The organism is Roseovarius sp. (assembly GCF_965277045.1).
Classification (GTDB): Bacteria; Pseudomonadota; Alphaproteobacteria; order Rhodobacterales; family Rhodobacteraceae; genus Roseovarius.
This window is the reverse complement of record NZ_OZ255712.1, coordinates 3,434,925-3,458,102: the sequence shown is the minus strand read 5'-3', so window position 1 is coordinate 3,458,102 and position 23,178 is coordinate 3,434,925. Positions and strand designations below refer to the sequence as shown.

The following is a 23,178-nucleotide window of genomic DNA, read 5'->3' as shown; positions in this document are numbered from 1 at the left end:
CGCATCACCCGGTGAAGGACGATACGCCGACCTGCGCGGGGCGCAGGATGCGATCATACAGCATGAAACCCTGGGCAGAGACCTGAATGATCTCGCCGGCCTTGGTTCCAGGCACCGGAGCCTCGAACATCGCTTCGTGCTGCTTGGGATCGAACTTGTCGCCCACCTGCGGGTCGATCACCTGGATTCCGTGCTTGGAAAACACGTTGACCAGTTCGCGCATGGTCAGTTCGATCCCCTCGATCAGGGCCGCCGATTGCGCGCGCTGTTCGTCCGTCACGGTTTCGACCGCACGTTTCAGGTTGTCGAACACCGGCAGCATGTCGCGTGCCAGTTTCGAACCGCCATAATTCTCAGCCTCGGTCCGGTCCTTCTGGGCGCGCTTTCGGGCGTTCTCTGCGTCGGCAAGCGCGCGCATGAACTTGTCCTGGAACGCATCGCGCTCCGCGCGAAGGGTTTCGACCTGATCCTCCAGACTTTCCGGAGCATCCTCTTCGGCCATCGCGGCGTGTTCCTCGTCTTCCGCCTGCTCTATGTCATCAAGAAACGGGTCTTCTTTCGACTGCGCCATGCTCTTCCTCTATTTCCGGTCCGCGATCAGCTTTCCGACAAGCTGCGCGGTGTAATCCACGATTGGTACAATTCGACCGTAATTGAGCCGGGTCGGACCAATCACACCGACCGCGCCCACGATCTTTCGATCAGCGTTCATATATGGAGAGACCACCAAAGAGGAACCCGAAAGTGAGAAAAGTTTGTTTTCCGAGCCGATAAAAATGCGCACACCCTCGCCCTGATCGGTCAATTCCAGGAACTCGGCGATGTCGCGCTTGCGTTCAAGGTCGTCGAACAGCGTTTTCATCCTGTCGAGGTCCTCTTGCTCAACTTCGGAATTGATCAGATTCGCACGCCCGCGCACGATCAAGCGCTCGTAACTGTCAGCCTCGCCCTCCCAGACGGCCAGACCACTTTCGACCAGTTGATGCGCCAGTCCGTCGATCTCCTGCCGCCGCGCCTCGATCTCCTTGGCGATCACGGTTTGGACGTCTGACAGTGTCTTGCCTTCGATCAGCGCGTTCAAGAAATTGGCGGCCTCGCGCATCGAGCTGGGGGTCTGGCCCGGCGGCGGGTGAAAGATACGGTTCTCGACATGCCCGTCGCCAAAGACGATCACCACAAGCGCACGATCATGGCCCAGTGACACGAACTCGATATGCTTGATCGGCGCCTCGTGCTTTGGCGCCAGCACCAGGGAAGCGCCCTGCGTCACCCCGGACAAGGCCGATCCGATACGATCGAGCGCAAGGCTGACATCGTCAGAATTCGAGCCCAACGTCGCGTCAATCTTCTCTCGGTCGTTCAGCTCCAGGTCACTGACTTCGAGCAAGCCGTCGACGAACATGCGCAAACCTTGTTGTGTCGGGACGCGCCCGGCCGAGACGTGCGGGCTGTCCAGCAGGCCAAGATACTCCAGGTCCTGCATCACATTGCGGATCGTCGCGGCGGATACCTTTTCGCTCATGTCACGCGTCAGGGTGCGCGACCCGACCGGATCGCCCGTTGCAAGATACCCCTCGACCACGCGACGGAACACCTCCCGCGAGCGGTCGTTCATTTCGTCCAGGATCTTTCGCGCGTTTTCCATCTGCATTTCTGTCGCCATGTGAAGTGCCATTAAAAACGGCCCGGCAAAAAGGTCAATCAGGGTTGCTATCGGGTTTCGGTCGCCTGTATTCCCGACATGCAAACAAGGAGTTCTGGCATGCGTCCTTCTGGGAGAGACTTAAGTGAAATGCGCGCGGTTTCAATCGAGACCGGGGTCACGAAACATGCCGAAGGGTCCTGCATGATCCGTATCGGCGACACCCATGTCCTGTGCACGGCGACGATCGAGGATCGCGTACCGCCTTTCATCAAGGGATCGGGTCTTGGCTGGGTCACGGCCGAATATGGAATGTTGCCCCGCTCGACCACTTCCCGGATGCGTCGCGAGGCGTCGGCCGGCAAGCAAGGGGGGCGGACCGTCGAGATCCAACGCCTGATCGGCCGCAGCCTGCGCGCCGGTGTTGACCGCGTGGCACTGGGAGAGCGCCAGATCACGGTTGATTGCGATGTGATCCAGGCCGACGGTGGAACCCGGTGCGCTTCGATCACCGGCGGTTGGGTTGCCCTGCGGCTTGCGGTGAACAAGCTTCTCAAGACCGGCGATATCGTCAGCGACCCCCTGGTAGACCCTGTTGCGGCGGTCAGCTGCGGCATCTACGCCGGTCAACCTGTACTGGATCTCGATTATCCCGAGGACAGCGATGCAGGCGTCGATGGCAACTTCATCATGACTGCGTCCGGTCGCCTGATCGAGGTTCAAATGAGTGCGGAAGGCGCTACTTTCAGTCGGGACCAGATGACGAACCTCATGGACCTAGCCGAGAAAGGCGTGGCGGAGCTGGTAGAAGCACAGAAGGCCGCGACAGGTGCGTAAACTGTCAAGCGACACCTTGTTGGTAGCCACGCACAACGCCGGAAAGCTCGAAGAAATCTCGAAACTGCTGGCGCCTTATGACGTGTCCGTGGTGGGCGCCGCCGAGATGAACCTCGGCGAGCCCGACGAGACCGAGACCACGTTCGTCGGCAACGCTCGCATCAAGGCCCACGCCGCGGCACAGGCAACTGACCTTCCCGCGCTCTCGGATGATAGCGGGATCGAAATCGACGCCCTGAATGGTGCGCCGGGGGTCTACACGGCTGATTGGGCAGAAACAGAGACTGGTCGTGATTTTGGAATGGCCATGAAGAAAGCCTATGACGGGATCATTTCCAAGCAAGCTGCACCTCCCTGGACGGCGCGTTTCTGTTGTACCCTCGTGCTGGCCTGGCCGGATGGGCATGACGAAGTGTTCCCCGGTACCGTCGAAGGCCAGATCGTCTGGCCGATGCGCGGTGAACACGGTCACGGCTACGATCCCATCTTCCGGCCCACTGGTCATGACGTGACCTTTGCCGAGATGGACCCAGACCTCAAGAACCGGATCAGCCACAGGGCGGATGCGTTCAGGAAACTGGTGAAGGGCTGCTTTGACTGAGGATTGGCAAGCCGGGGGGTTCGGCCTCTACCTGCATTGGCCATTTTGCGAAGCAAAGTGCCCGTATTGCGACTTCAACAGTCATGTTCGGTCCGAAATCGACCAATCCCGCTGGCTTGCAGCGTATCTTCGGGAACTCGACAGGTATGCAGAGATGTTTCCCGGGCGGGTGCTGAACTCGGTCTTTTTCGGTGGGGGTACGCCCAGCCTGATGAAGCCAGAGGTGGTCGCGGCGATCCTGCAGCGGGTTAACGAGATCTGGACACCCGCGAATGACCTGGAGGTCACGCTGGAGGCCAACCCCGGCTCGGTCGAGGCTGGCCGGTTCTCGGAATTTGCAGAGGCCGGCGTCAATCGCGTTTCTCTTGGCGTTCAGTCGCTTCGGGACGAAGACCTGCGACGGCTCGGACGGATTCACACGGTCAGCGACGCCAGGAAAGCGTATGAAATCGCGCGCGTGTATTTCGATCGTGTTAGTTTCGACCTGATCTACGCACGGCAGAGCCAAACACTCGAGGACTGGCGCGAGGAACTGTCCGAAGCGCTTGATCTGGCTGTCGATCACCTCTCGCTCTACCAACTGACAATCGAACCCGGTACCATCTTTCATCAACGCCGCGCCCGTGGCGGATTGCGGGGTCTGCCGTCCGAGGATCTTGCGGCCGACATGTACGAATTGACCCAGGAGCTTTGCAACGAAGCGGGTCTTGCCGCGTACGAGGTGTCCAACCATGCGGCGCCGGACGCCGAGTGCAGGCATAATCTCGTCTACTGGCGATACGGGGATTACATCGGCATCGGTCCCGGCGCACATGGTCGCATAACGGTGGGAAGCGGGCGTAGAGAAACCGAAGCCTGGTCCAATCCCGAAAAGTGGCTGACGCTTTCTGAAATCGATAAGTCTTTGAAAACAAACAGCAAAGTATCTTCCCGCGATCAGGCAACAGAGCATTTCCTGATGGGTCTACGCCTTGTCGAAGGTGTCGATCTTGAACGCCACAGGAAACTTGCTGGCGCTCCAATCTCAGCGTCCAAAATCCAGAACTTCTGTGACCTTGGTCTTTTGACCCATCAGAACGGCCGTATCGCGGCAACGCCGTCAGGAAGATTGATTTTGAACCATATTATTGCCGCGTTGCTCGACGACTAGTTTCCGGCAAGTTTGCGGCACAGGTCGTCCAGCTGATCGAGGCTTTCATAGCTGATCGTCATGCTGCCACTCTCTTGGCCCGGCCGATGGTTGAGCGCGACCTTCATACCTAGGTTCGCGGACAGGTCCCCTTCCAGCGCTTTCGTGTCGGCGTCTTTCTCAACCGGATTTTTCTTCTTGGGGGCGGAGCCGTCAGAGAAGATATTCTGCTGGGCCTTCTTCGCCAGCTTTTCCGTCTCGCGCACCGAAAGCCCTTTTTTCACCACCTGCTGCGCGAGTTCAGAAGGATTGTCGGCAGTGATCAGCGCCCGCGCATGACCCGAGGACAGTTTTCCGTCGCGCAGCAATCTTTGGACGTCGTCGGGCAAACTCAAAAGACGAACAAGGTTGGCGATGTGGCTTCGGCTTTTCCCCAGGGCTTGCGCAAGCTTTTCCTGCGTGTGCCCGAATCGCTCCATCAGCTGGCTGTACCCGGCCGCTTCCTCCACCGGGTTCAGGTCCGCGCGTTGAACATTTTCGATGATGGCCACTTCCAGGACTTCGGTGTCATCGAATTCCCGGATAATCACCGGCACCTGGTGCAATTTGGCAAGCTGCGCCGCACGCCAGCGGCGTTCACCGGCAACGATCTCAAACCCGTTTTCGGCCCGGGGGCTGGGCCTGACGATCAGAGGCTGAATGATCCCTTTTTCGGAAATCGACGCGGCCAGATCACGCAACGCGTCTTCGTCAAAGTCGCGCCGGGGCTGATCGGGATTGGGTTCTATCCTCTCGATCGGAACGGTCTTGTCCGCCGCTTTTACGGCGCCTTCGGAGGTGTTGGGAACTTCGGCGACATCGGACATCAAGGCGGAAAGGCCCCGGCCAAGACCGCGCTTGGATTTCTTATCTGACATGCTGACCTCCCTACGCCGCCTGGCGCTTGTTGTTATTCACCAATTCCCGCGCCAAGGCGCGATAGGCCTCGGCACCTTTCGACGTCGGGTCGTAGGTCAAGACAGGAACAGAGTAAGACGGCGCCTCACTGACCCGTACATTCCGTGGGATCTTTGTCTGGAACACCAGTGGCCCGAGATTCTCGCGCGCATCCTGCTCGACCTGGGCGGACAGGTTGTTTCGGCCATCGTACATCGTCAGCACGACACCTTCGATCCGCAGATCCTTGTTGGCGGATTGCCGGACCTCGCGCACGGTCAGCATGAGTTGCGACAAGCCTTCGAGGGCGAAGAACTCCGATTGCAACGGAACGAGAACTGAATGTGCCGCGACCATGGCATTGACCGTCAAAAGGTTCAGCGACGGCGGACAATCAATCAGTATGTAGTCAAAACCAAACCCATCCATTGCAGGCTGGCGCAGGGCGTCATGCAGCAGGAAGCTGCGCTTCTCATTTGAAATCAGCTCCATGTCCGCCGAACTCAAATCGACTGTAGCGGGCACGATGCTCAGGTTGCGCTGAGGCGTTTCCTGGATCACCCGCGAGAGCTCGATTTCCTCGAGCAAGAGCTCGTAGGCGGTATACTCGCGCGCATCCGGCTCAATCCCCAAGCCGGTTGACGCGTTGCCTTGTGGGTCAAGGTCAACGATCAGAACCTTGAAGTTTTCCTCGGCCAAAGCCGCCGCGAGGTTGATAGCCGTCGTCGTCTTTCCGACGCCCCCCTTCTGGTTGGCAATCGCAATAATCTTCGGGTTTGAAGAGCGCGTGAGATCAAGCACGGCGTACTCCTGAAATGCGCAGAATGACGGATTGGTCGCTCGTTACACTTTTAACAACCTGATGATTGAAACGCCACTTCGATTGCGCCTCAACAAGCTCCGATTGCCAATTTTTTCCCTTCGGGAACAGCATCACGCCATTTTTCGCAAGATGACCATGAGACAGGAATAGAAGCTTCGGCAGGCTTGCCAACGCCCGCGCAGAAATGACATCGGCGCACAAAGGTGGTAATTCCTCCACTCTCTCGCACACAACCTTGGTGTTTATGGAGGTCTCCCGAACAACGTTCCGCAGGAAGGCCGATTTTCGAGCGTCGCTCTCTGCCAGCATCACGGACATATCCGGCCGCAGTTCATTGGCCAGAATCGCGATCACCAGCCCCGGAAATCCGCCACCAGCCCCGAAATCTGCCCACGTCTTCGCATGGTCAGGAGCCAACTGAAAAAGTTGGGCAGAATCAAGAAAATGACGGCTCCAAATTTCTTCAAGGGTCGACTTTGCTACCAAGTTTACGCGAGGATTCCATTTTCTGACGAGATCAGCATACCTCTCCAGGCGCTCGAATGTTTCACGTGAAACATCGACGCCGAGATTGAAACTCATGCGGACTTCACGCGTTTCATCTGCCGCAAGCGCGCCAGAATGATTGTCAGTGCGGCCGGCGTCATTCCATCAATACGGCCCGCCTGCGCAAGGTTTGCAGGTTTCGCGGACACCAGCTTCGCCTTCACCTCATTCGACAAGCCCTGGATCGAGCCAAAGTCGAAATCAGGTGGAATAACCTGCTTTTCATCTTTCTTGATGGCCTCGATGTCGCGGTTTTGCCGCTCAATATAGTTTGCGTACAGCGCATCTCTTTCCAGCTGCTGTCTGGTTTCCTGATCAATATCCGACAAGGACGGATCCAGCGCCAAAAGATCTTCAAAACAAATGTCGGGAAAGGACAGCAGAGCATACCCGCTGCGCTTTGTGCCATCTTCGTTGACCTTGAGCCCGGACTGATTCAGCTGCCGCGGCGTATACAGGGTGTCCGAAATCCGCGCTTTGCCATCCGACAGCCGCTCCATCTTGTGTTCGAACGCGTCCCGTCTTTCCGCTCTGACGCAGCCAAGCTCCACACCTATCGGGGTCAGGCGCTGGTCGGCATTATCCGCGCGCAGCGAAAGCCTGAACTCCGCCCGCGAGGTAAACATTCTGTACGGCTCCGACACGCCTCGAGTGACCAGATCGTCTATCATAACACCGATATAGCTTTCGGCGCGACTGAAAATCACCGGGTCTCTGTCCAAAGCAGAAAGCGCTGCGTTCAAGCCGGCTACGACCCCCTGCGCCGCAGCTTCCTCGTATCCGGTGGTGCCGTTTATCTGGCCCGCAAGGAAAAGGCCGGGCACCGAGCGCACCGCCAATGTCGCGTCCAGCGCTCTTGGATCAACAAAGTCGTATTCTATCGCGTAGCCCGGCTGCAGAATCTTCGCATTCTCCAGCCCCTTGATCGAGTGAACGTAATCTTCCTGGATCTCTTCGGGCAAAGACGTCGAAATCCCGTTTGGATAAATCACGTCATCCGAAAGGCTTTCAGGTTCCAGAAATATCTGGTGAGACGGCTTGTCCGCGAAGCGCACGATCTTGTCCTCGATGGACGGACAATAGCGAGGTCCGACACCGCCGATATGCCCCCCATACATGGCAGAGCGATGGAGATTACTCTGAATGATCTCGTGCGTCTTGGCGTTGGTGTGCGTGATTCCGCAGGCGACCTGGCGCGAGGACGGCCGTTTCGACATGAAGGAAAAGAGAACCGGCTCGTCGTCAGCCGCCTGCATATCCAGCTCTGCCCAATCGATGGTCTTTCCATCAAGGCGCGGCGGCGTTCCCGTTTTCAGACGCCCGAGGGGTAAACCGAACGTATCTATACGCTCCGCCAGACGAACCGACGGATTGTCGCCCATTCTTCCGCCGGGCCTGGACACATCACCGATATGAATCACGCCCCGCAAAAACGTCCCGGTCGTAAGTACAACAGCCCGCGCAGAAATCTCGCTGCCATCCGCGAGCACGACCCCGGATACCTTCTGATCTGTCATGATGAAGTCGGCCGCCTCACCCTCGATCACCGACAAATTCGGCTGAGACGCGACTTCCGCTTGCATCTCCTCGCGGTAGATCTTGCGGTCTGCCTGTGTGCGCGGCCCCTGCACCGCAGGCCCTTTTCGGCGGTTCAAAAGGCGAAATTGTATGCCTGCCATATCCGCGACACGTCCCATGACCCCGTCCAGCGCGTCGATTTCGCGGACGAGATGCCCCTTCCCCAGGCCGCCAATCGCGGGGTTGCATGACATAACCCCGATCGATGATCGCGTCAAAGTAATAAGCGCCGTGCTTGCACCAAGGCGAGCAGATGCATGGGCGGCATCGGTTCCGGCATGGCCACCCCCTATGACAATCACATCAAAATGTTTCACGTGAAACACTCCACTACTTGCCCAGACAAAAGCTTAAAAAGATCTCGTCAAGAACGGCTTCGACATCCACACGTCCTACCAGAGAATCAAGACGGCGCACAGCACTCCGCAACTCTTCCGCGGCCAGATCCGTTTGTTCGTTGCCAAGTCCCAGATGCACCATCGCTCTGGCAAGGCTTTCACTGCCGGATATCAAGGCTTGCCGGTGCCGCACCCGCGTCGCGACGCCCGCGTTCGCAGCCCGCGAGGCAAAAACATTCGACACCCGGTCGATCAAGACAGGAACGCCATGACCCGTAATGCCTGAAATCGAATTCTCAGGGCATCCGTGAAGATCGGCCTTTCCAATCAACACCACGTCTTCGGTGGTCGGTTGCATTGCAGGTTCCTGACCCGGCTCTACGAGGAAAACCCGAAGGTCGGCTGCCTCCGCTCGCTTCATGGCGCGGTCCACGCCAATGGATTCGACCTTGTCCTCGGTGGCGCGCAATCCCGCGGTATCAAGCAACGTCACAGGCAGACCGTTCAGATCCATCCGCACCTCGATGACATCCCGTGTTGTCCCGGCAACCTCGGATGTGATTGCCGCATCCCGCCCAGCAAGAGCATTCAGCAACGTGGACTTGCCAACATTCGGTGCGCCGACAATCGCAACCTCGAAACCCTCACGGATACGCTCTGCGGTTCCGACGCCAGAGGCCTCTCTGTCCAATTCAGTGCGCACGCCTCCAAGCAGGCTCAACACTTCCGGTGACACATCTTCCGGCACGTCTTCGTCCGCGAAATCTATTGTCGCTTCCAGGAGGGCCGCGGCACGGATCAATTTTCCACGCCACTCTTCCGCCCGTGCCCCCAACTGTCCGGACAGAACGCGCACGGCCTGCCTACGTTGCGCCTCCGTTTCCGCGTCGATTAGGTCCGCCAAGCCTTCCACCTGTGCGAGATCCAGTGTTTCATTCTCCAATGCGCGTCGCGTGAACTCGCCTGGTTCGGCTGGTCGCAAGCCGTCTTGACTGCCCAGCGCATCGAGGATTGCTGACACCACCGCCCGCGACCCATGGCAGTGGATTTCAACCGTCGCCTCCCCGGTAAAGCTGTGGCCCGCCTCGAAGGTGAGTACCAGGGCTGTGTCCAACATCGAACCATCTGGAGCCTTGATGTTCCGCAGGCCTGACTGCCGCGGCCGAGGCAAACCGTCAACAAAGCACCCGACGGCCTGAAACGCTCCGGCGCCGGAAACGCGGATAATCGCGACGCCGGCTTTGCCTGGCGCGGTCGAAAGAGCAAAGATTGTGTCCATGGGTCCTCTGACCGGGCTCACATCAGGTGTTCATGGAATCGAAGAAATCCGAATTCGTTTTCGTCTGCTTCAACTTTCCAAGAAGGAATTCGATCGCGTCCGTGGTCCCCATCGGGTTCAGGATACGACGCAGCACATACGTCTTCTGTAGATCGACCTTGTCTATCAACAGGTCTTCTTTCCGTGTGCCTGATTTCAGAATGTCGATTGCCGGGAACACGCGCTTGTCCGCGATCTTGCGATCCAAGACCAGCTCCGAGTTGCCCGTGCCTTTGAATTCTTCAAAGATCACCTCGTCCATCCTACTGCCGGTATCGATCAGCGCGGTAGAAATGATGGTCAGAGATCCACCTTCTTCGATATTCCGGGCTGCGCCAAAGAACCGCTTGGGCCGTTGCAGGGCATTCGCATCCACACCACCCGTCAGGACCTTGCCCGATGACGGTACGACTGTGTTATAAGCTCTACCAAGTCTTGTTATCGAGTCTAGCAAAATAACAACATCTCGTTTATGCTCGACCAACCGCTTTGCCTTTTCGATTACCATCTCGGCAACCGCGACGTGCCGGCCGGCGGGCTCATCGAATGTCGAGCTGATGACCTCGCCTTTGACCGACCGCTGCATGTCGGTCACCTCTTCGGGCCGTTCGTCGATCAGCAGGACGATCAGATAGCACTCGGGATGGTTCCGCTCGATACTTGAGGCAATGTTCTGCAGGATCACCGTCTTACCCGTACGCGGCGGCGCCACGATCAGAGACCGCTGACCTTTGCCGATGGGCGCCACCAGGTCGATCACCCGGGCCGATTTGTCCTTGATCGTGGGATCGTCTACCTCCATCTGCAGGCGCTCGTCAGGATAGAGCGGCGTCAGGTTGTCGAAGGCGATCTTGTGCTTGGCGTTCTCGGGGTCGGCAAAATTGATTTGCGTCACCGACGTCAGAACGAAATAGCGCTCGTTCTCCTCCGGGGCCTTGATCTCACCTTCGATCGTGTCGCCCGTGCGCAGCGAATGTTTCCTGATCGTGTCCGGCGACACGTAGATGTCGTCCGGTCCGGGAAGATAGTTTGCCTCGGAGGAACGAAGAAACCCGAACCCGTCCTGCAACACCTCGAGAGTGCCATCGCCGTAAACCGTCCAGCCTTCATCGGCGCGCTCCCGGAGGATCTGGAACATCATCTCCCCCTTGCGCATGGTGGAGGCGTTTTCAATCTCCAGCTCTTCCGCCATCGACAGCAGATCCTTGGCGGATTGCTTCTTGAGATCGGACAGGTTCAGACGTTCGTCAGACATGGAAGTATCCCTAAGAAATCGGCGCGAGATATTCGCGCGGTTTCTTCACTCTGTTATGAAAATCGGTACGCCCGGACGGGCACCGTTCATCGCTACCTAAGAGCAGTGATGCGTCGAGTCAATCTCAGAACTTCACGACGACCGACAGAACAATGACCACCATCAGCAGCGTCGGCACCTCGTTCATCATGCGGTACTGTCGACCCGTCAAAATGTTCTCGCCTGTCATGAAAGCCTTGCGGCGGCCCGCCAACCACATGTGAAACCAGGTCATGGCCAAGACACCTGCCAGTTTCAGGTAAGGCCAGATTGCTGTCCAGTCCACGATCCCCGGCGTGGCGACAAGGCACAGGCCCGCAGCCCAGGCCACGATCATCGCTGGGTTCATTATCACCCGCAGCAGCTTAAGCTCCATCGCCTGGAATACCTCGTCGCGGCTGTCTCCAGGCTTTGATTGCTCTGTGTGATAAACAAACAGCCTTGGCAGGTAAAACAGGCCTGCCATCCATGATATCACGGCCATGATGTGAAGCGACTTCATCCAGGGATAAAGTGAGGCCAGAAGGTCGGTCATGTTTCCCCCGTTTTCCCTGCGCCTCTCTTAAATAATAAATATAGAAAGAAAAAGGATGATGATTTTGTAGGGGTCGGTCCAAGCTGGGGATTATGTGGTTGTCCACTGAATTCCCCACGTTCTTTGCGTCTGTGGACAAATTTGTTGAGGAATCATGTTCTGCCAACGCGCACGTCTCATAAACCTTTGAAATTTAATGATATACTTTCATATTTGACTACGCGAGACCCGTGGAAAAAAATCGCAAAACTGCGACAGAACACAGTTTTCCCGCAGACAGAGTTTTCCTTGTCCCCAGGTGCAAAGAAACCGTGAAGACGCACGAGACCATCGACTTTATCCACCCGTCCCTGAAATGTTGGAAACTTCGCCAATCTGTCCCTAGAAGACCAGAGAGATATGCAAAGGGATATCCACATGCCGCGCAGGATCATTCTGGCTTCAGGATCGGCCATCCGAAAAACTCTGTTTCAGAATGCGGGTGTCTCATTCGATGTTGTGCCTGCGCGTATTGACGAATCCGCAATGCGTGAGGGCCTGCTTGCCGAGGGTGCATCGCCACGCGATATCGCCGATGCCCTGGCTGAACTCAAAGCCGTAAAGCAGAGCGCCAAAGACGCTGACGCCTTGGTCATAGGGTGCGACCAGATACTGAGCTTCGAGCGCCAGATCCTGTCCAAGCCCGAAACCCCGGACCAAGCGCTCGAACAGCTTCGTGCGATGCGTGGCAAACGACACGAGCTTCTGTCCGCCGCGGTCGTCTGCGATGACTCCCGGCCGGTTTGGCGCCATGTCGGTGTTGTCAGGATGATGATGCGAGACGTATCCGACAGCTATCTAGAGGGCTATGTCGAAAGAAACTGGGATAGCATCCGGCATTCTGTGGGTGCATACAAACTGGAAGAAGAAGGGGTTCGACTTTTCAGCCAGGTTCACGGAGACTATTTTCACGTGCTCGGTTTGCCCTTGCTTGAACTTCTGTCGTACCTCAGCCTGCGAGGAGAGCTTGAGACATGACTGAAAACCGGATTCCACTGGCAGGTGTGATCGGCTCCCCGGTGGCGCATTCGAAATCCCCACAGATACATTCGCATTGGCTCAAGACACATGGGATTCCGGGTCACTACATTCCGATCGACGTTTCCGCCGATGATCTCGAGAATGTCCTGCGCACCTTGCCCAAGATGGGGTTTGTCGGGGTCAACATCACAGTGCCGCACAAAGAAAAGGTGCTGGAGATTGCGGACCTCATCACCGATCGGGCGACCTTGATCGGGGCGGCGAACACGCTGATCTTTCGCAAGGACGGGAAAATTCATGCCGACAACACCGACGGTGTCGGTTTCATCCAGAACCTGCGCCAGAACGCGCCGGGATGGGACCCCAAGGCCGGGCCCGCGGCGCTGCTGGGGGCTGGCGGTGCCGCGCGGGCGGTGATCTCGGCCTTGCTGGAGGTCGGTGTTCCGCAAATCATGATTGCCAACCGTACAAGGGTTCGGGCCGACGCGCTCAAGACGGAATTCGGCAAGCGCATCGTGGTAATCGACTGGGTTCAGGCCGGCAACATGATGGAAGATGCGGCGACGGTGGTGAACACCACGTCGCTGGGCATGATCGGGAAACCGCCCTTGCGCGTGCCGCTGGACGGGTTGCACAAGGGGGCCATGGTGACCGATCTTGTCTACGCCCCGCTCAAGACCCGGCTGCTGGCCGAAGCGGAAAAACTGGGCTGCCAGACAGTCGATGGGCTTGGCATGTTGCTGCACCAGGCGGTGCCGGCCTTCGAACGCTGGTTCGGTGTCCGCCCCGAGGTTGACAGCGCGACGCGCGCAGCCGCCCTCCGATGACGTTCAAGCTTGGGCTGACCGGCTCGATCGGGATGGGCAAATCGACCACGGCCCGTATGTTCGCCGACGAAGGCTGCGCACTTTGGGATGCCGATGCTGCCGTTCATCGTCTGTATTCGTCCAACGGCGATGCGGTCGCGCCGATTGCATCGGTTTTTCCATCTGCGGTCGTCGACGGTGCCGTCTCACGCGAGCGATTGAAAACAATCATCGCCCAGGACCCGAATGCCCTGAAGACAATCGAAGGCATCGTGCACCCGCTGGTCGCACAAGACAGGGCGGCGTTTCTTGCAAACACGGATGCCGTGATCACCGTTCTGGATATCCCGCTGCTGTTCGAAACCGGCGCGGACAGATACATGGATGCAACCGTCTGCGTGAGCGTGCCTGCCGAGATGCAAAAAGCCCGCGTCATGGCCCGCCGCACCATGAGCGAGGCCCAGTTCGATGCGATCCGAAACAAGCAGATGCCGGATGCCGATAAACGCGCCCGGGCAGATTATACGATCATGACCGACACGCTTGAACATGCGCGCCGGCAGGTTCAGGATGTTCTGAAAGATATTCGGACCAGGCTGACCTATGCGTGAAATCGTACTCGATACCGAAACCACAGGCTTTGACCCTGAACAGGGGGATCGGATTGTGGAAATCGGCGCGGTCGAGCTGTTCAACCACATGCCGACTGGCCGGAGATATCACGAATACATCAATCCTGAACGGTCCATGCCGCAGGAAGCCTTCGAGGTCCACGGGCTGGGCGACGATTTCCTGCGCGACAAGCCGGTCTTCAGCAAGATCGCCCAGAGCTTTGTCGACTTCATCGGCGATGCGAAGCTGGTGATCCACAACGCCGCCTTCGACATGAAGTTTCTGAACGCGGAGCTTGGCTGGCTGAAGATGCCCAGGATACCGTGGGAGCAGGCCGTCGATACGCTTGATATCGCCCGAAGAAAGTTTCCGGGCTCGCCCGCGTCCCTGGATGCGCTTTGCCGTCGGTTCGGCATCGACAACTCGTCACGAACCTTGCACGGCGCGCTTCTGGACTCCGAGATACTGGCCGAGGTCTATCTTGAACTGATCGGCGGCCGGCAGCCTGATTTCGCCCTCGCCGGCGCATACTCGCCCGATACGTCGAAAGAGACGGAAGAGACGAATTGGCATCCCGGCCCGCGGACCAAACCGCTTGCTCCAAGGCTCAGCGAAGAAGAGCGCGCCGCGCACAAGGCATTCGTGGAACACATGGGCGACGACGCGCTCTGGAAAAGGTTGAGCTAGGCGTCAAGCGTCAGGAGTCTGCTTTTCTTCGGCAGCCGCCGCCTGGCGCCGCATGATCTCGTTGCGGTAAAGCTGAACGAAGTCGATGGTTTCAAGGTTCAACGGCGGGAACCCGCCGTCGCGCGTGACGTCGCTGACGATGCGGCGCACGAACGGGAAGATCATCCGCGGACATTCGATCAGAAGGAAGGGATGCATCTGGTCATCGGGCACGTTCTCGATATGGAACACGCCGACATATTCCAGCTCCATCAGGAACAGCGTGTCCTCTGTCCCCTTGTTCTTGGACGTGACCACCAGTTTGAGCATCACCTCGTACTGATGATCGGCAGATCTCTTCTTCGCGTCCAGATTGACGGCCACCTGCACGTCGGGGTTGACCTCGCCGCCAGAGCCGCGTTGCGCCAGGGCATTTTCGAATGACAGGTCCCGAATGAACTGGGTCAGAACGTTCATCTTCGGACCTGCCTGCGTTGCTTGAGCGTCCGACTTGGCGGCGCCGTTTTCCTGTTCGGCCATCTGCTGTCTCCTGGCGGATAAATTAATCGTTGGAAGGCTTAGCAGGATGCCGATGCCGCCTCAATGCCCTGTCTTGGTGCTCTCAGATCAATGCCGGGTCCAGCCGGAGCCGTCATGGTTGGGCTTCTTAGGTGGGTCGACCTCTTCGTACTGGCCTTCGATCACGTCCGGGCGGTTCCGTGGTCGCGGCGCGTCCCTCATGTCGCGCGGACCGTCCGGGCCCATCTCGAAGCGCTGCACCTTGATCCGCTTTCGCAGAAACTGGAACAAGGACTTGCGGATCGGCGGGGCGAGCAAGGAAAAGCCGACGGCATCCGTAAAAAAGCCCGGGGTCAGCAGCAGCGCACCGGCAATCAGGATCATGGCCCCATGCGCCAAGGGTTCGGTCGGATCGTCCAGCTTCTGAAAAGACGAGCGCAACTGTCCGATTGCCATCGCGCCCTGGGTCCTGACAAGCCAAGTTCCCAGAACGGCGGTTATGATGACGATCGCCAGGGTCGGCCACAAACCGATCAGGCCACCGACCTGGATGAACAGCGCGATTTCGATCAGCGGCACCGCGAGAAAGGCTACAAACAGCCACATGAAAACGATCCTCCTTGCTTTGAAAGGCGGGTATGGTGGACTCGCCCGGATCAACACCCTACATAAGAACCGAGCCGGGAGGTTTCCATCCTGGGCACGTTGCGAGGTATGAATGAATTCGCCCCTACTCCAATTGCTTGTCCTGGCGGGCATTGCCATCTTCCTTATTCTTCGACTGAAAAGCGTTCTGGGGACCCGCGACGGGTATGAGCCGTCGCAACAGTCACGGCCGTCGACCCCCGCGCCGTCTCGTCGACAGGATTTCGAGGTGATCGACGGCGGTCCGGATTTCGACATCACGGATCATGTGGCAGAAGGCTCGGATAGCGCCAAGGCGCTCGCCGACATGAAGCGCGCAGACAGCAGCTTTGCGGTCGGCGAGTTCTTGCAAGGCGCGAAACAGGCCTATGAATGGATTCTCATGGCGTTCGAGCGTGGCCAGATGGAGGAAATCAAACCCTTCCTCGATGAAGACGTGTACGAGGCCTTCAAAAGTGTGGTGGACTCGCGCGCCCAGCAAGGCCTGACCGTAGAGGCGGAATTCATCGGCGTTCGCGAGACGACCCTGACCGAGGCAAGGTTCGACAACGCCACCAATTCCGCCGAGATCACGGTGCGGTTCATCGGCGAGCTTGTTTCTGTCGTGCGCGACCAGAACGGTGAGATTGTCGAGGGTGAGCCCGGCAAATCCAAAAAGCAGAAGGACAGCTGGACCTTCGAACGTGTCATGGGGTCCGACGACCCGAACTGGCGGCTTGTTGCCACAGGCGAATGATCGGACGGGCAGCGGCAGCGTTCTCATTTTTCCTGACGGTGGCGACCGCCGTCGTGGCCCAGGACGTGACGCATACCGTTCTCGACTTCGAAGACCTCAACGGTTGGGCCGAGGACGATCACGACAAGGCGCTCGAGGCATTTCTTCTGACATGCCCCGACCTCGAAGACCCGGACTGGCGAGCGCTCTGCGGTCTGGCGCAGCAAAAGCCTGACGCGACCGATTTTTTTCGACTGTTCTTTCGCCCGGTATTGATCGAGGACGGGAGGAAGGCCCTGTTCACCGGGTACTTCGAACCGGAACTCAGCGGCTCACTGTCGGCGAGTGCGCGCTATCGTTACCCTCTCTACCGGAAACCTCCCGAGGCGGCGGGTGAATTGCCCTGGCTGACACGCCGGGAGATCGAGGCCGGGGTCGCCATGCAGGGGCGCGGGCTGGAAATCGTCTGGGTCGACGATCCGGTCGAAAAGTTCTTTCTCCAGATCCAGGGCTCCGGTCGCGTGACCTTGCCGGACGGGCAGAAAATCCGCGTCGGCTACGGCGGTGCCAACGGACACGAGTATCGTTCGGTCGGGGCCGAACTGGTTCGCCGCGGAATATACCAGGCGCATCAGGTGTCTGCCCAGGTCATCAAGAATTGGGTGCGCCGCAATCCCGTGGCCGGCAAGGAATTGCTCTGGCACAACCCGTCTTACGTGTTCTTTCGCCGGATCGATTCCGTTCCCGCTCACATGGGCCCGCTCGGGGCGATGAACCGCTCGGTGACAGCGGGACGCACGATTGCCGTCGATCCGGCCTATGTTCCTCTCGGTGCGCCGGTCTGGATAGAGAAAGAGGGCGCAGATCCCATCCGCCGCCTCATGATCGCACAGGATACCGGCTCTGCCATCAAGGGGGCGCAAAGAGCGGATATTTTCATCGGCACCGGAGACGCCGCGGGTCGCATCGCCGGACGCTTGCGCGACCCGGGCCGCATGGTGGTTCTCTTGCCGATACAACGCGCCTACGCCACCGCGACGGAGCCGAACCTTTGAGCCGGAGACGGGTGACGCCCGAAGAATTGAAGCTTTGGCAGCAGGTCGCAAGGACAACCGACCGGCTTGATCCGAAAACCGGAAAGGAAGGACCGAAGCTTCTGGAGAGGCCGTCGAAGCCACCGTCTGACGCGCCGCAACCCGCGCTTCCCGATTTCAGGGTGGGACAAAACGCCAACCAACCGGGCCACAAGCACGACACCTTGCCAGGCCTGCCCGAGCGCCTTGCGCGACAGCCCTTGCAGATGGACAAGCGCACGAACACGCGGCTCAAACGTGGCAAGGTCGAGCCGGAAGCCCGGATCGATTTGCACGGCATGACCCTGGCCCGGGCGCAACCTGCCCTGACCGGCTTCATTCTCCGGGCGCAGGCGCAGGGGAAACGGTTGGTTCTGGTGATCACCGGCAAGGGCAAGAACACCGATACCGGCGGACCGATACCCACCAGAAATGGTGTGCTGCGTCACGCGGTACCGCAATGGCTGGGCATGGCGCCGCTGTCGGGGCTGGTGCTGCAGATCACCCAGGCGCATGTGCGGCATGGCGGGGGCGGGGCGTATTACGTGTATCTACGCCGCAACCGGTAGCAGGGGTTTGGCCCTTGTGATGCCGATGGTCATCATGATCGTGGTGAAGACGAAGTAGCCTGCGACGATCAGGTATTGGCTTTCCAGGCCCAGCCCCAGGTCGATGCCCATGCCGGTCAGGCCGGGGCCGATGGCGGAGCCGAAGACCATGACAGCGGCGGCCATGGCCTTGATCGAACCAAGGCGGGCGGTGCCGTAGAATTCGGCCCAGAAGGCGTTGGGGAGGGTGGTGTTGGCACCCGTTGTCAGGCCGAGGAAGAAGAGGCCGGCGAGCAGGGTCAAGGTATTGTCGGATATGGCGAAAATCCCAAAGGCCGCGACCATGGGAAGCTGGAAGAACGGGATCAACCTGGCGGTGCCGAAGCGGTCCAGGGCCCAGCCGGACAGGACCATCGCGACGATGCCGACGGAGGTGTAGAACGGGTAGAGGGCGACCAGCTGGACGTGGGGGATGCCCTTCAACTCGGCGAAGTGGACCTGGTGGAAAAAGAAGGCCGTGTTGAAGGCTGCGGGGCCCAAAAGTGCGGGGACCATGAACCAGAAAAGCCAATGAAATAAGGCCTGATTGCGGGTCCAGTGGCGGGACTCCATGCCCAGCGACTGGTCGGTTTCGGCCAGCATTTGCGGGGTGCGTTCGAGGCGGAGGAGGCGGTAGATGACGGGGACGCCGACAAGGGCGATGAGGGCGGCGGCGACCCACAGCATGTGCCAGTCATAGACCGCCAGAAGTGCAACAAAAACAAGGGGTAACAGCGCCTCACCCAGGGCGAAGCCGAGGGTGGCGATGGACAGGGCCTTGCCCCTTGTGGCGATGAACCAGCGGGACATGGCGACGACGGCGAGGTGGCTGGTCATGCCCTGGCCGGTGAAGCGCAGGGCAAAAATAACCGCGATCAACCCCCACCAGACCGGGTTGAAGGCCATGGAGAGGCAGGCAAAAGCGAGTAATATCAGTATGATAGGGGCGAGGGTGCGGACGCGAAAAAAATCCGTGAGGCCGCCGGCCCAGACCATGACCAGGGCGGAGGCGGTGGTGCCGAGTGTATAGATACCGCCCCATTGCCCGTGGCTGAGTTCGAACGCGGCCCGAATCTCGCCCGCAAAGAGGGAGATAAAAAACGTTTGTCCAAAAGAACTTAGGAAGGTCAGCAGCATACCCGCCGACAGGAAGGGGAGGTTGTCACGGAGAAAATCGAGGAGCCGCATGACCCCCTTCGTGGCCCGAAACCCGGTGGAAGAAAAGGGGATTCAAAGGGGAGCGATCTGATTCGTTAACGCCCCCGGACAGGCCAAAACGGAACGTCGGTATCGCGTCGGTATTTGAGTGGTATGCCGACGGTGCGATTTTTGGAGTTTTGGCGGGTTAAGAGGGAGGGCGGTGGTTAAACGTCAGCGAAAGATCTGAAGGAAGATCACTGAGGAAGCTATAGCCTCGGAAAACGGTTACATCGAATCGTGAGTGTCAGGAAATTTCTAAGTTAGCCTCAGAAGTTCTTCGTGCGCTTTACGGAACTGAGCGCACGTTTCAACAATTCGTTCCGAAGAGCCAGCGTGGGACTCACAGAATTGTCTTCTGCGTTTGGATTGTTTGTCGACCTTTGCGTAAGGTGGATCAGGCACGTTGCCTTCGCTGGTCGCAAGCGCGCACATGAAACAGTCTATAAGATCTTGCCCCGCGAGTAATTCAAAATCCTGAGGTGGTCTTTTGAAAGCCGCTACACACCATGCTTCAGTAGACTCGACAGCAGCTGTCAATATATGCCTGCTTTGATCTGCCTTTGTGACTTCAGACAGCTTGGCCGCAGTTGAAAGAACGGACCGTACTTCATCCGCGCGCTCGTCAGCCAAAGTGGGAACACTAACAACGTAGTCATATTCCTTCTGCATGTACGCGCTAAAAGATGGCTCCCCTAGGATGTCACTGTCCAACTGGAGCAGAATCCCATCAAGAGGCTCTAAGGAAAATTCACCTCCGAAGAGTCCTCCTTTAAAGAATTGTTGAAGCCTAGAAGACGGAGGGTTGTTCTTAAGCCATAGAAGCACATTACCCCAACCTCCTTCAGGTGCTGAGTTGTCCATCTTTGGCTGCAGAGCGATAAATTCGACCTCTTTTCCAGCGGCTTGAAGCGTGTATCCGAAAAAACATTCAATGGCGTGGAAGTCCGTAGGTCCTTCGCAAACGACACCAAGTCTCATCAAAGATCGCCTAAGGCGCCGGGTATGTCGCCGTCCAACCAAATTTGTGAAAGGTTCCGACCGTTCATTGCCAGCCGCCAGTCTTCTCGTGACATTCCTTTCGGAGGCTCGAGTCTCACTGCCGTTGTATGACCTTTCTCATTCCTACGCACGACAAATACCCTTTGAGTGTCGTCAAATAGATCGAACGCATCAAGAGAGGTAGGATTGTGACTTGTTAGAAATACCTGACGAGCACCGCACTTCGTTTCGTGCTCATTCGCCAAACTCACGACCCTGAGTATCTGCTCTACTAGTTGACGGGTGAGTTTCGGGTTAAGTGCGTTGTCAACGTTATCCAGAGCGAAGACTTTTGGGGCTTCAGGATGCGAGAGAATGATCCCGGCGAAGAGTAAGAAAAGAGTCCCTTCGCTGCTATCATACACAGACAATTCGTTTCGTTTAGAGTGCATGAACTTGTCTCGAAAGAAGACAATGTCGCTTGTGCTATCTGCAACTTCTCTAGAAGTCAGCAGTGGATTAGCCCTGTGAGTGCCAAATGCGGTAGCCCACCCAGGCAACCAAACCAAATCGGCGCACTCATCCATAACAACATAATCGTTGCCGCCTGATCCTTCTTTGCGCCTTTCCGCCCTCTTGAGCTTTCCCCACTCTTTGAGGAAGCTCCTGACAGCCGTAGGTAGGCCTTCCCCATGCAACCCTACCGGTGGCACATCAACGCGACCACTTTGTTTTGCGCGCAAGAAGTCAGTCTGAGGCGAAAAGATAACATAGCGGGAAAACTCAGAAAATACATCCGCCACGACGTCTGGCAAATCATAGGTAGCCTTGATTTGATCCCATATGCCTCGGTGCTTTTCGAGTCTGTCTGCGTGTGTAACGCCAGTTGCACGAGCTCCCCTGTGGCTCCTACCGAAAACTGGCATTTTGCCGTGTTTTGCAGCTTCAGAGAAGAAGCGGAGAAGGGGATCGCTTTCACTACTCTGAAGCGCCGCTGTGTAGGAAACTTGGTCGCAAAACGAAGCTTCGATTTTCAATGTTTTTGGAAGGTCTTCGTTCTTGAAAGAGGATTTCATCAGTTCAGGGGGAGTAATACGAAGCCCTTTCCGACCTATGTCGGAGTCGCCCAAGCCTCTGCCCAAGCAAGCTGCAGTTAACCCGATAGCCTCAAGAATGTTAGATTTTCCTGTGCCATTGCCACCAATAAATAGATTCACTTTCCCAAACTCGAGTGATTGATCTCGAATTGATTTGAACCTAGTGACTTTCAGCCGCTCTAACATTTTCGTGGTGTGTCGCAAAATCCAAAGTTGCACAAGATCTTAAGCTCAGGCTACCTAAAACTCTTTGTAACCGAGACATTCAATCTGGTGAATTACACAAGAGTGGCATCAAAGCCACTTTAGCGTTCGCCCTTCTACAAAACATACCTGCTCAAATCCGTCGACTTCATCAGCTCGCCCAGGTTGGCGTCCACGAAGGCTTCGTCCACGACCACCTTGTCACCCGCGCGGTCGGGGGCGGTGAAGCTGAGTTCCTCGAACACGCGTTCCATCACGGTATAGAGCCTGCGCGCGCCGATATTCTCGATGGTCTGGTTGACCTCCGCCGCGATGCGGGCGAGGGCCTTGATGCCGTCCTCGGTGAATTCGACGGTCACTTCCTCGGTCCCCATGAGGGCGGAGTACTGGCGGGTCAGGGCGTTGTCCGTCTCAGTCAGGATGCGCACGAAATCTTCCTCGGTCAGGGCGCGCAGTTCGACCCGGATGGGCAGGCGGCCCTGAAGTTCGGGCAAGAGGTCTGACGGCTTGGCGATGTGGAAGGCGCCGCTTGCGATGAAGAGGATGTGGTCGGTCTTGACCGGGCCATGCTTGGTCGAGACGGTCGTGCCCTCGATCAGGGGCAGCAGGTCGCGCTGGACCCCCTCGCGCGAGACGTCGCCGCCGCGGGCCTCTTGCCGGGCGCAGACCTTGTCGATCTCGTCAAGGAAGACGATGCCGTTCTGCTCGACCGCTTCCAGCGCGGTGCGGTTGACGGCCTCATCATCCAGCAGCTTGTCGGCTTCCTCGGAAATCAGGATGTCGTAGCTTTCGCGGACGGTGAGTTTCTTGCGGGTGGTGCGCCCGCCGAAGGCCTTGCCGAAGATGTCGCCCAGATTCATCATGCCCATCTGGCCGCCGCCGGGCTGGCCGGGGATGTCCATCATGCCAAGGGGGTTGGAGGTGTCGGCGACGTCAAGCTCGATCTCGGTATCGTCCAGCAGGCCATCCTTGAGCTTCTTGCGGAACATCTCGCGCGTGGATTCGCGGGCATCCTCGCCGGCGATGGCGGTGATGACGCGATCCTCGGCCTGTTGGTGGGCGCGGGATTTGACGTCTTCGCGCATGAAGTCGCGGGTCTGGGCGATGGAGCTGTCGACGAGGTCACGGATGATCTGTTCGACGTCGCGGCCGACATAGCCGACCTCGGTGAACTTGGTCGCCTCGACCTTGATGAAGGGGGCGCGGGCGAGTTTGGCCAGGCGGCGGGAGATTTCGGTTTTGCCGACGCCGGTGGGGCCGATCATCAGGATGTTCTTGGGATAGACCTCTTCCCGCAGGTCGTCGGAGAGCTGCTTGCGGCGCCAGCGGTTGCGCAGGGCGACGGCGGTGGCGCGCTTGGCGTCCTTCTGGCCGATGATGTAGCGGTCGAGTTCCGAGACGATTTCGCGCGGGGTGAGGTCGGTCATGGGGCGTCCTGTGATTGCGTTACGGGGGAACGTAAGCATGAGGGGCCGAAAC

At 58.1% G+C, this 23,178-nt stretch carries 25 protein-coding genes; 10 read left to right on the top strand and 15 right to left on the bottom strand.

Going from position 1 to position 23,178, the window contains the following annotated elements:
- Nucleotides 1-4 precede the first annotated feature (4 nt).
- Together ACQY4V_RS17245 and hrcA are read right to left on the bottom strand one after the other, a co-directional pair.
- Nucleotides 5-571 carry a nucleotide exchange factor GrpE gene (locus ACQY4V_RS17245; RefSeq protein ID WP_152494261.1) on the bottom strand — a complete coding sequence of 189 codons (567 nt, stop codon included), beginning with the start codon at nucleotides 569-571 and terminating at the stop codon, nucleotides 5-7.
- A gap of 9 nt (nucleotides 572-580) precedes the next feature.
- Nucleotides 581-1,645, bottom strand: a complete 1,065-nt coding sequence (hrcA, locus tag ACQY4V_RS17240; protein WP_428517287.1) for a heat-inducible transcriptional repressor HrcA — start codon at nucleotides 1,643-1,645, stop codon at nucleotides 581-583.
- Nucleotides 1,646-1,762: 117 nt separating this feature from the next.
- Here hrcA and rph point away from each other — a divergent pair, with 117 nt between their 5' ends.
- Genes rph through hemW form a run of 3 tightly spaced genes read left to right on the top strand, consistent with a single transcriptional unit; the run spans nucleotide 1,763 to nucleotide 4,230 of the window.
- Complete coding sequence (rph, locus tag ACQY4V_RS17235) at nucleotides 1,763-2,479, top strand: ribonuclease PH (protein WP_428513784.1); 717 nt, start codon at nucleotides 1,763-1,765, stop codon at nucleotides 2,477-2,479.
- Entirely contained in the window at nucleotides 2,472-3,080 is a 609-nt protein-coding gene (rdgB, locus tag ACQY4V_RS17230; RefSeq protein ID WP_428513782.1) for an RdgB/HAM1 family non-canonical purine NTP pyrophosphatase, read from the top strand. Before rph ends, rdgB begins: the two co-directional genes overlap by 8 nt.
- Entirely contained in the window at nucleotides 3,073-4,230 is a 1,158-nt protein-coding gene (hemW, locus tag ACQY4V_RS17225) for a radical SAM family heme chaperone HemW (protein WP_428513780.1), read from the top strand. Before rdgB ends, hemW begins: the two co-directional genes overlap by 8 nt.
- On the opposite strand, the gene ACQY4V_RS17220 is transcribed toward hemW, so the two are convergent.
- The 7 genes from ACQY4V_RS17220 to hemJ all read right to left on the bottom strand — a co-directional run bounded on the left by ACQY4V_RS17220 (nucleotide 4,227) and on the right by hemJ (nucleotide 11,577).
- Nucleotides 4,227-5,126 (bottom strand): ParB/RepB/Spo0J family partition protein, encoded by a 900-nt coding sequence (locus ACQY4V_RS17220; protein WP_428513778.1) that lies wholly within the window; start codon nucleotides 5,124-5,126, stop codon nucleotides 4,227-4,229. The two genes, hemW and ACQY4V_RS17220, sit on opposite strands and share 4 nt — an antisense overlap.
- A 10-nt stretch (nucleotides 5,127-5,136) precedes the next feature.
- The gene (locus tag ACQY4V_RS17215; protein ID WP_428513776.1) at nucleotides 5,137-5,946 is read right to left on the bottom strand and encodes a ParA family protein; all 810 of its coding nucleotides are present in this window, start codon (nucleotides 5,944-5,946) and stop codon (nucleotides 5,137-5,139) included.
- Entirely contained in the window at nucleotides 5,939-6,550 is a 612-nt protein-coding gene (rsmG, locus tag ACQY4V_RS17210) for a 16S rRNA (guanine(527)-N(7))-methyltransferase RsmG (RefSeq protein WP_428513774.1), read from the bottom strand. The genes ACQY4V_RS17215 and rsmG overlap by 8 nt, the downstream gene beginning before the upstream one ends.
- Nucleotides 6,547-8,409 (bottom strand): tRNA uridine-5-carboxymethylaminomethyl(34) synthesis enzyme MnmG, encoded by a 1,863-nt coding sequence (gene mnmG / locus ACQY4V_RS17205; RefSeq protein WP_428513772.1) that lies wholly within the window; start codon nucleotides 8,407-8,409, stop codon nucleotides 6,547-6,549. Before mnmG ends, rsmG begins: the two co-directional genes overlap by 4 nt.
- Nucleotides 8,410-8,422: 13 nt before the next feature.
- Nucleotides 8,423-9,709 (bottom strand): tRNA uridine-5-carboxymethylaminomethyl(34) synthesis GTPase MnmE, encoded by a 1,287-nt coding sequence (mnmE, locus tag ACQY4V_RS17200; RefSeq protein WP_428513770.1) that lies wholly within the window; start codon nucleotides 9,707-9,709, stop codon nucleotides 8,423-8,425.
- Nucleotides 9,710-9,731: 22 nt separating this feature from the next.
- Complete coding sequence (rho, locus tag ACQY4V_RS17195) at nucleotides 9,732-11,003, bottom strand: transcription termination factor Rho (protein ID WP_428513768.1); 1,272 nt, start codon at nucleotides 11,001-11,003, stop codon at nucleotides 9,732-9,734.
- Nucleotides 11,004-11,127: 124 nt separating this feature from the next.
- A complete protein-coding gene (gene hemJ / locus ACQY4V_RS17190; RefSeq protein ID WP_428513766.1) occupies nucleotides 11,128-11,577 on the bottom strand; it encodes a protoporphyrinogen oxidase HemJ in 450 nt (149 codons plus the stop codon).
- Nucleotides 11,578-11,994: 417 nt separating this feature from the next.
- Between hemJ and ACQY4V_RS17185 the strand changes: the two genes are divergently transcribed.
- The 4 genes from ACQY4V_RS17185 to dnaQ are packed head-to-tail and all read left to right on the top strand — an operon-like array spanning nucleotide 11,995 to nucleotide 14,702.
- Entirely contained in the window at nucleotides 11,995-12,594 is a 600-nt protein-coding gene (locus tag ACQY4V_RS17185; RefSeq protein WP_428513764.1) for a Maf family protein, read from the top strand.
- On the top strand, nucleotides 12,591-13,424 hold the full coding sequence (locus ACQY4V_RS17180; protein WP_428513762.1) for a shikimate dehydrogenase: 834 nt from the start codon (nucleotides 12,591-12,593) through the stop codon (nucleotides 13,422-13,424). The genes ACQY4V_RS17185 and ACQY4V_RS17180 overlap by 4 nt, the downstream gene beginning before the upstream one ends.
- Nucleotides 13,421-14,014 carry a dephospho-CoA kinase gene (gene coaE, locus ACQY4V_RS17175; RefSeq protein WP_428513760.1) on the top strand — a complete coding sequence of 198 codons (594 nt, stop codon included), beginning with the start codon at nucleotides 13,421-13,423 and terminating at the stop codon, nucleotides 14,012-14,014. Before ACQY4V_RS17180 ends, coaE begins: the two co-directional genes overlap by 4 nt.
- Nucleotides 14,007-14,702: a DNA polymerase III subunit epsilon gene (dnaQ, locus tag ACQY4V_RS17170; protein WP_428513758.1), complete on the top strand. Its 696-nt coding sequence runs from the start codon at nucleotides 14,007-14,009 to the stop codon at nucleotides 14,700-14,702. The genes coaE and dnaQ overlap by 8 nt, the downstream gene beginning before the upstream one ends.
- Nucleotides 14,703-14,705: 3 nt before the next feature.
- On the opposite strand, the gene secB is transcribed toward dnaQ, so the two are convergent.
- Nucleotides 14,706-15,221 carry a protein-export chaperone SecB gene (gene secB / locus ACQY4V_RS17165; protein WP_428513756.1) on the bottom strand — a complete coding sequence of 172 codons (516 nt, stop codon included), beginning with the start codon at nucleotides 15,219-15,221 and terminating at the stop codon, nucleotides 14,706-14,708.
- A gap of 87 nt (nucleotides 15,222-15,308) precedes the next feature.
- Complete coding sequence (locus tag ACQY4V_RS17160; protein WP_428513754.1) at nucleotides 15,309-15,806, bottom strand: FxsA family protein; 498 nt, start codon at nucleotides 15,804-15,806, stop codon at nucleotides 15,309-15,311.
- 112 nt (nucleotides 15,807-15,918) lie between these two features.
- On the opposite strand from ACQY4V_RS17160, the gene ACQY4V_RS17155 reads away from it, so the two are divergent.
- The 3 genes from ACQY4V_RS17155 (at nucleotide 15,919) to ACQY4V_RS17145 (ending at nucleotide 18,202) form a co-directional block, all read left to right on the top strand.
- Nucleotides 15,919-16,581, top strand: a complete 663-nt coding sequence (locus ACQY4V_RS17155) for a Tim44/TimA family putative adaptor protein (RefSeq protein ID WP_428513752.1) — start codon at nucleotides 15,919-15,921, stop codon at nucleotides 16,579-16,581.
- On the top strand, nucleotides 16,578-17,615 hold the full coding sequence (mltA, locus tag ACQY4V_RS17150) for a murein transglycosylase A (protein ID WP_428513750.1): 1,038 nt from the start codon (nucleotides 16,578-16,580) through the stop codon (nucleotides 17,613-17,615). The genes ACQY4V_RS17155 and mltA overlap by 4 nt, the downstream gene beginning before the upstream one ends.
- A gap of 203 nt (nucleotides 17,616-17,818) precedes the next feature.
- Nucleotides 17,819-18,202, top strand: a complete 384-nt coding sequence (locus ACQY4V_RS17145) for a Smr/MutS family protein (RefSeq protein ID WP_428513748.1) — start codon at nucleotides 17,819-17,821, stop codon at nucleotides 18,200-18,202.
- Here ACQY4V_RS17145 and ACQY4V_RS17140 read toward each other — a convergent pair.
- The 4 genes from ACQY4V_RS17140 to hslU form a co-directional block, all read right to left on the bottom strand.
- The gene (locus ACQY4V_RS17140) at nucleotides 18,185-19,408 is read right to left on the bottom strand and encodes an MFS transporter (protein WP_428513746.1); all 1,224 of its coding nucleotides are present in this window, start codon (nucleotides 19,406-19,408) and stop codon (nucleotides 18,185-18,187) included. The two genes, ACQY4V_RS17145 and ACQY4V_RS17140, sit on opposite strands and share 18 nt — an antisense overlap.
- A gap of 267 nt (nucleotides 19,409-19,675) precedes the next feature.
- On the bottom strand, nucleotides 19,676-20,398 hold the full coding sequence (locus ACQY4V_RS17135; RefSeq protein ID WP_428513744.1) for a hypothetical protein: 723 nt from the start codon (nucleotides 20,396-20,398) through the stop codon (nucleotides 19,676-19,678).
- Nucleotides 20,398-21,681 (bottom strand): AAA family ATPase, encoded by a 1,284-nt coding sequence (locus tag ACQY4V_RS17130; protein ID WP_428513742.1) that lies wholly within the window; start codon nucleotides 21,679-21,681, stop codon nucleotides 20,398-20,400. Before ACQY4V_RS17130 ends, ACQY4V_RS17135 begins: the two co-directional genes overlap by 1 nt.
- A 134-nt stretch (nucleotides 21,682-21,815) precedes the next feature.
- Nucleotides 21,816-23,126: an ATP-dependent protease ATPase subunit HslU gene (gene hslU, locus ACQY4V_RS17125; RefSeq protein ID WP_428513740.1), complete on the bottom strand. Its 1,311-nt coding sequence runs from the start codon at nucleotides 23,124-23,126 to the stop codon at nucleotides 21,816-21,818.
- Between the last annotated feature and the right edge of the window lie 52 nt (nucleotides 23,127-23,178).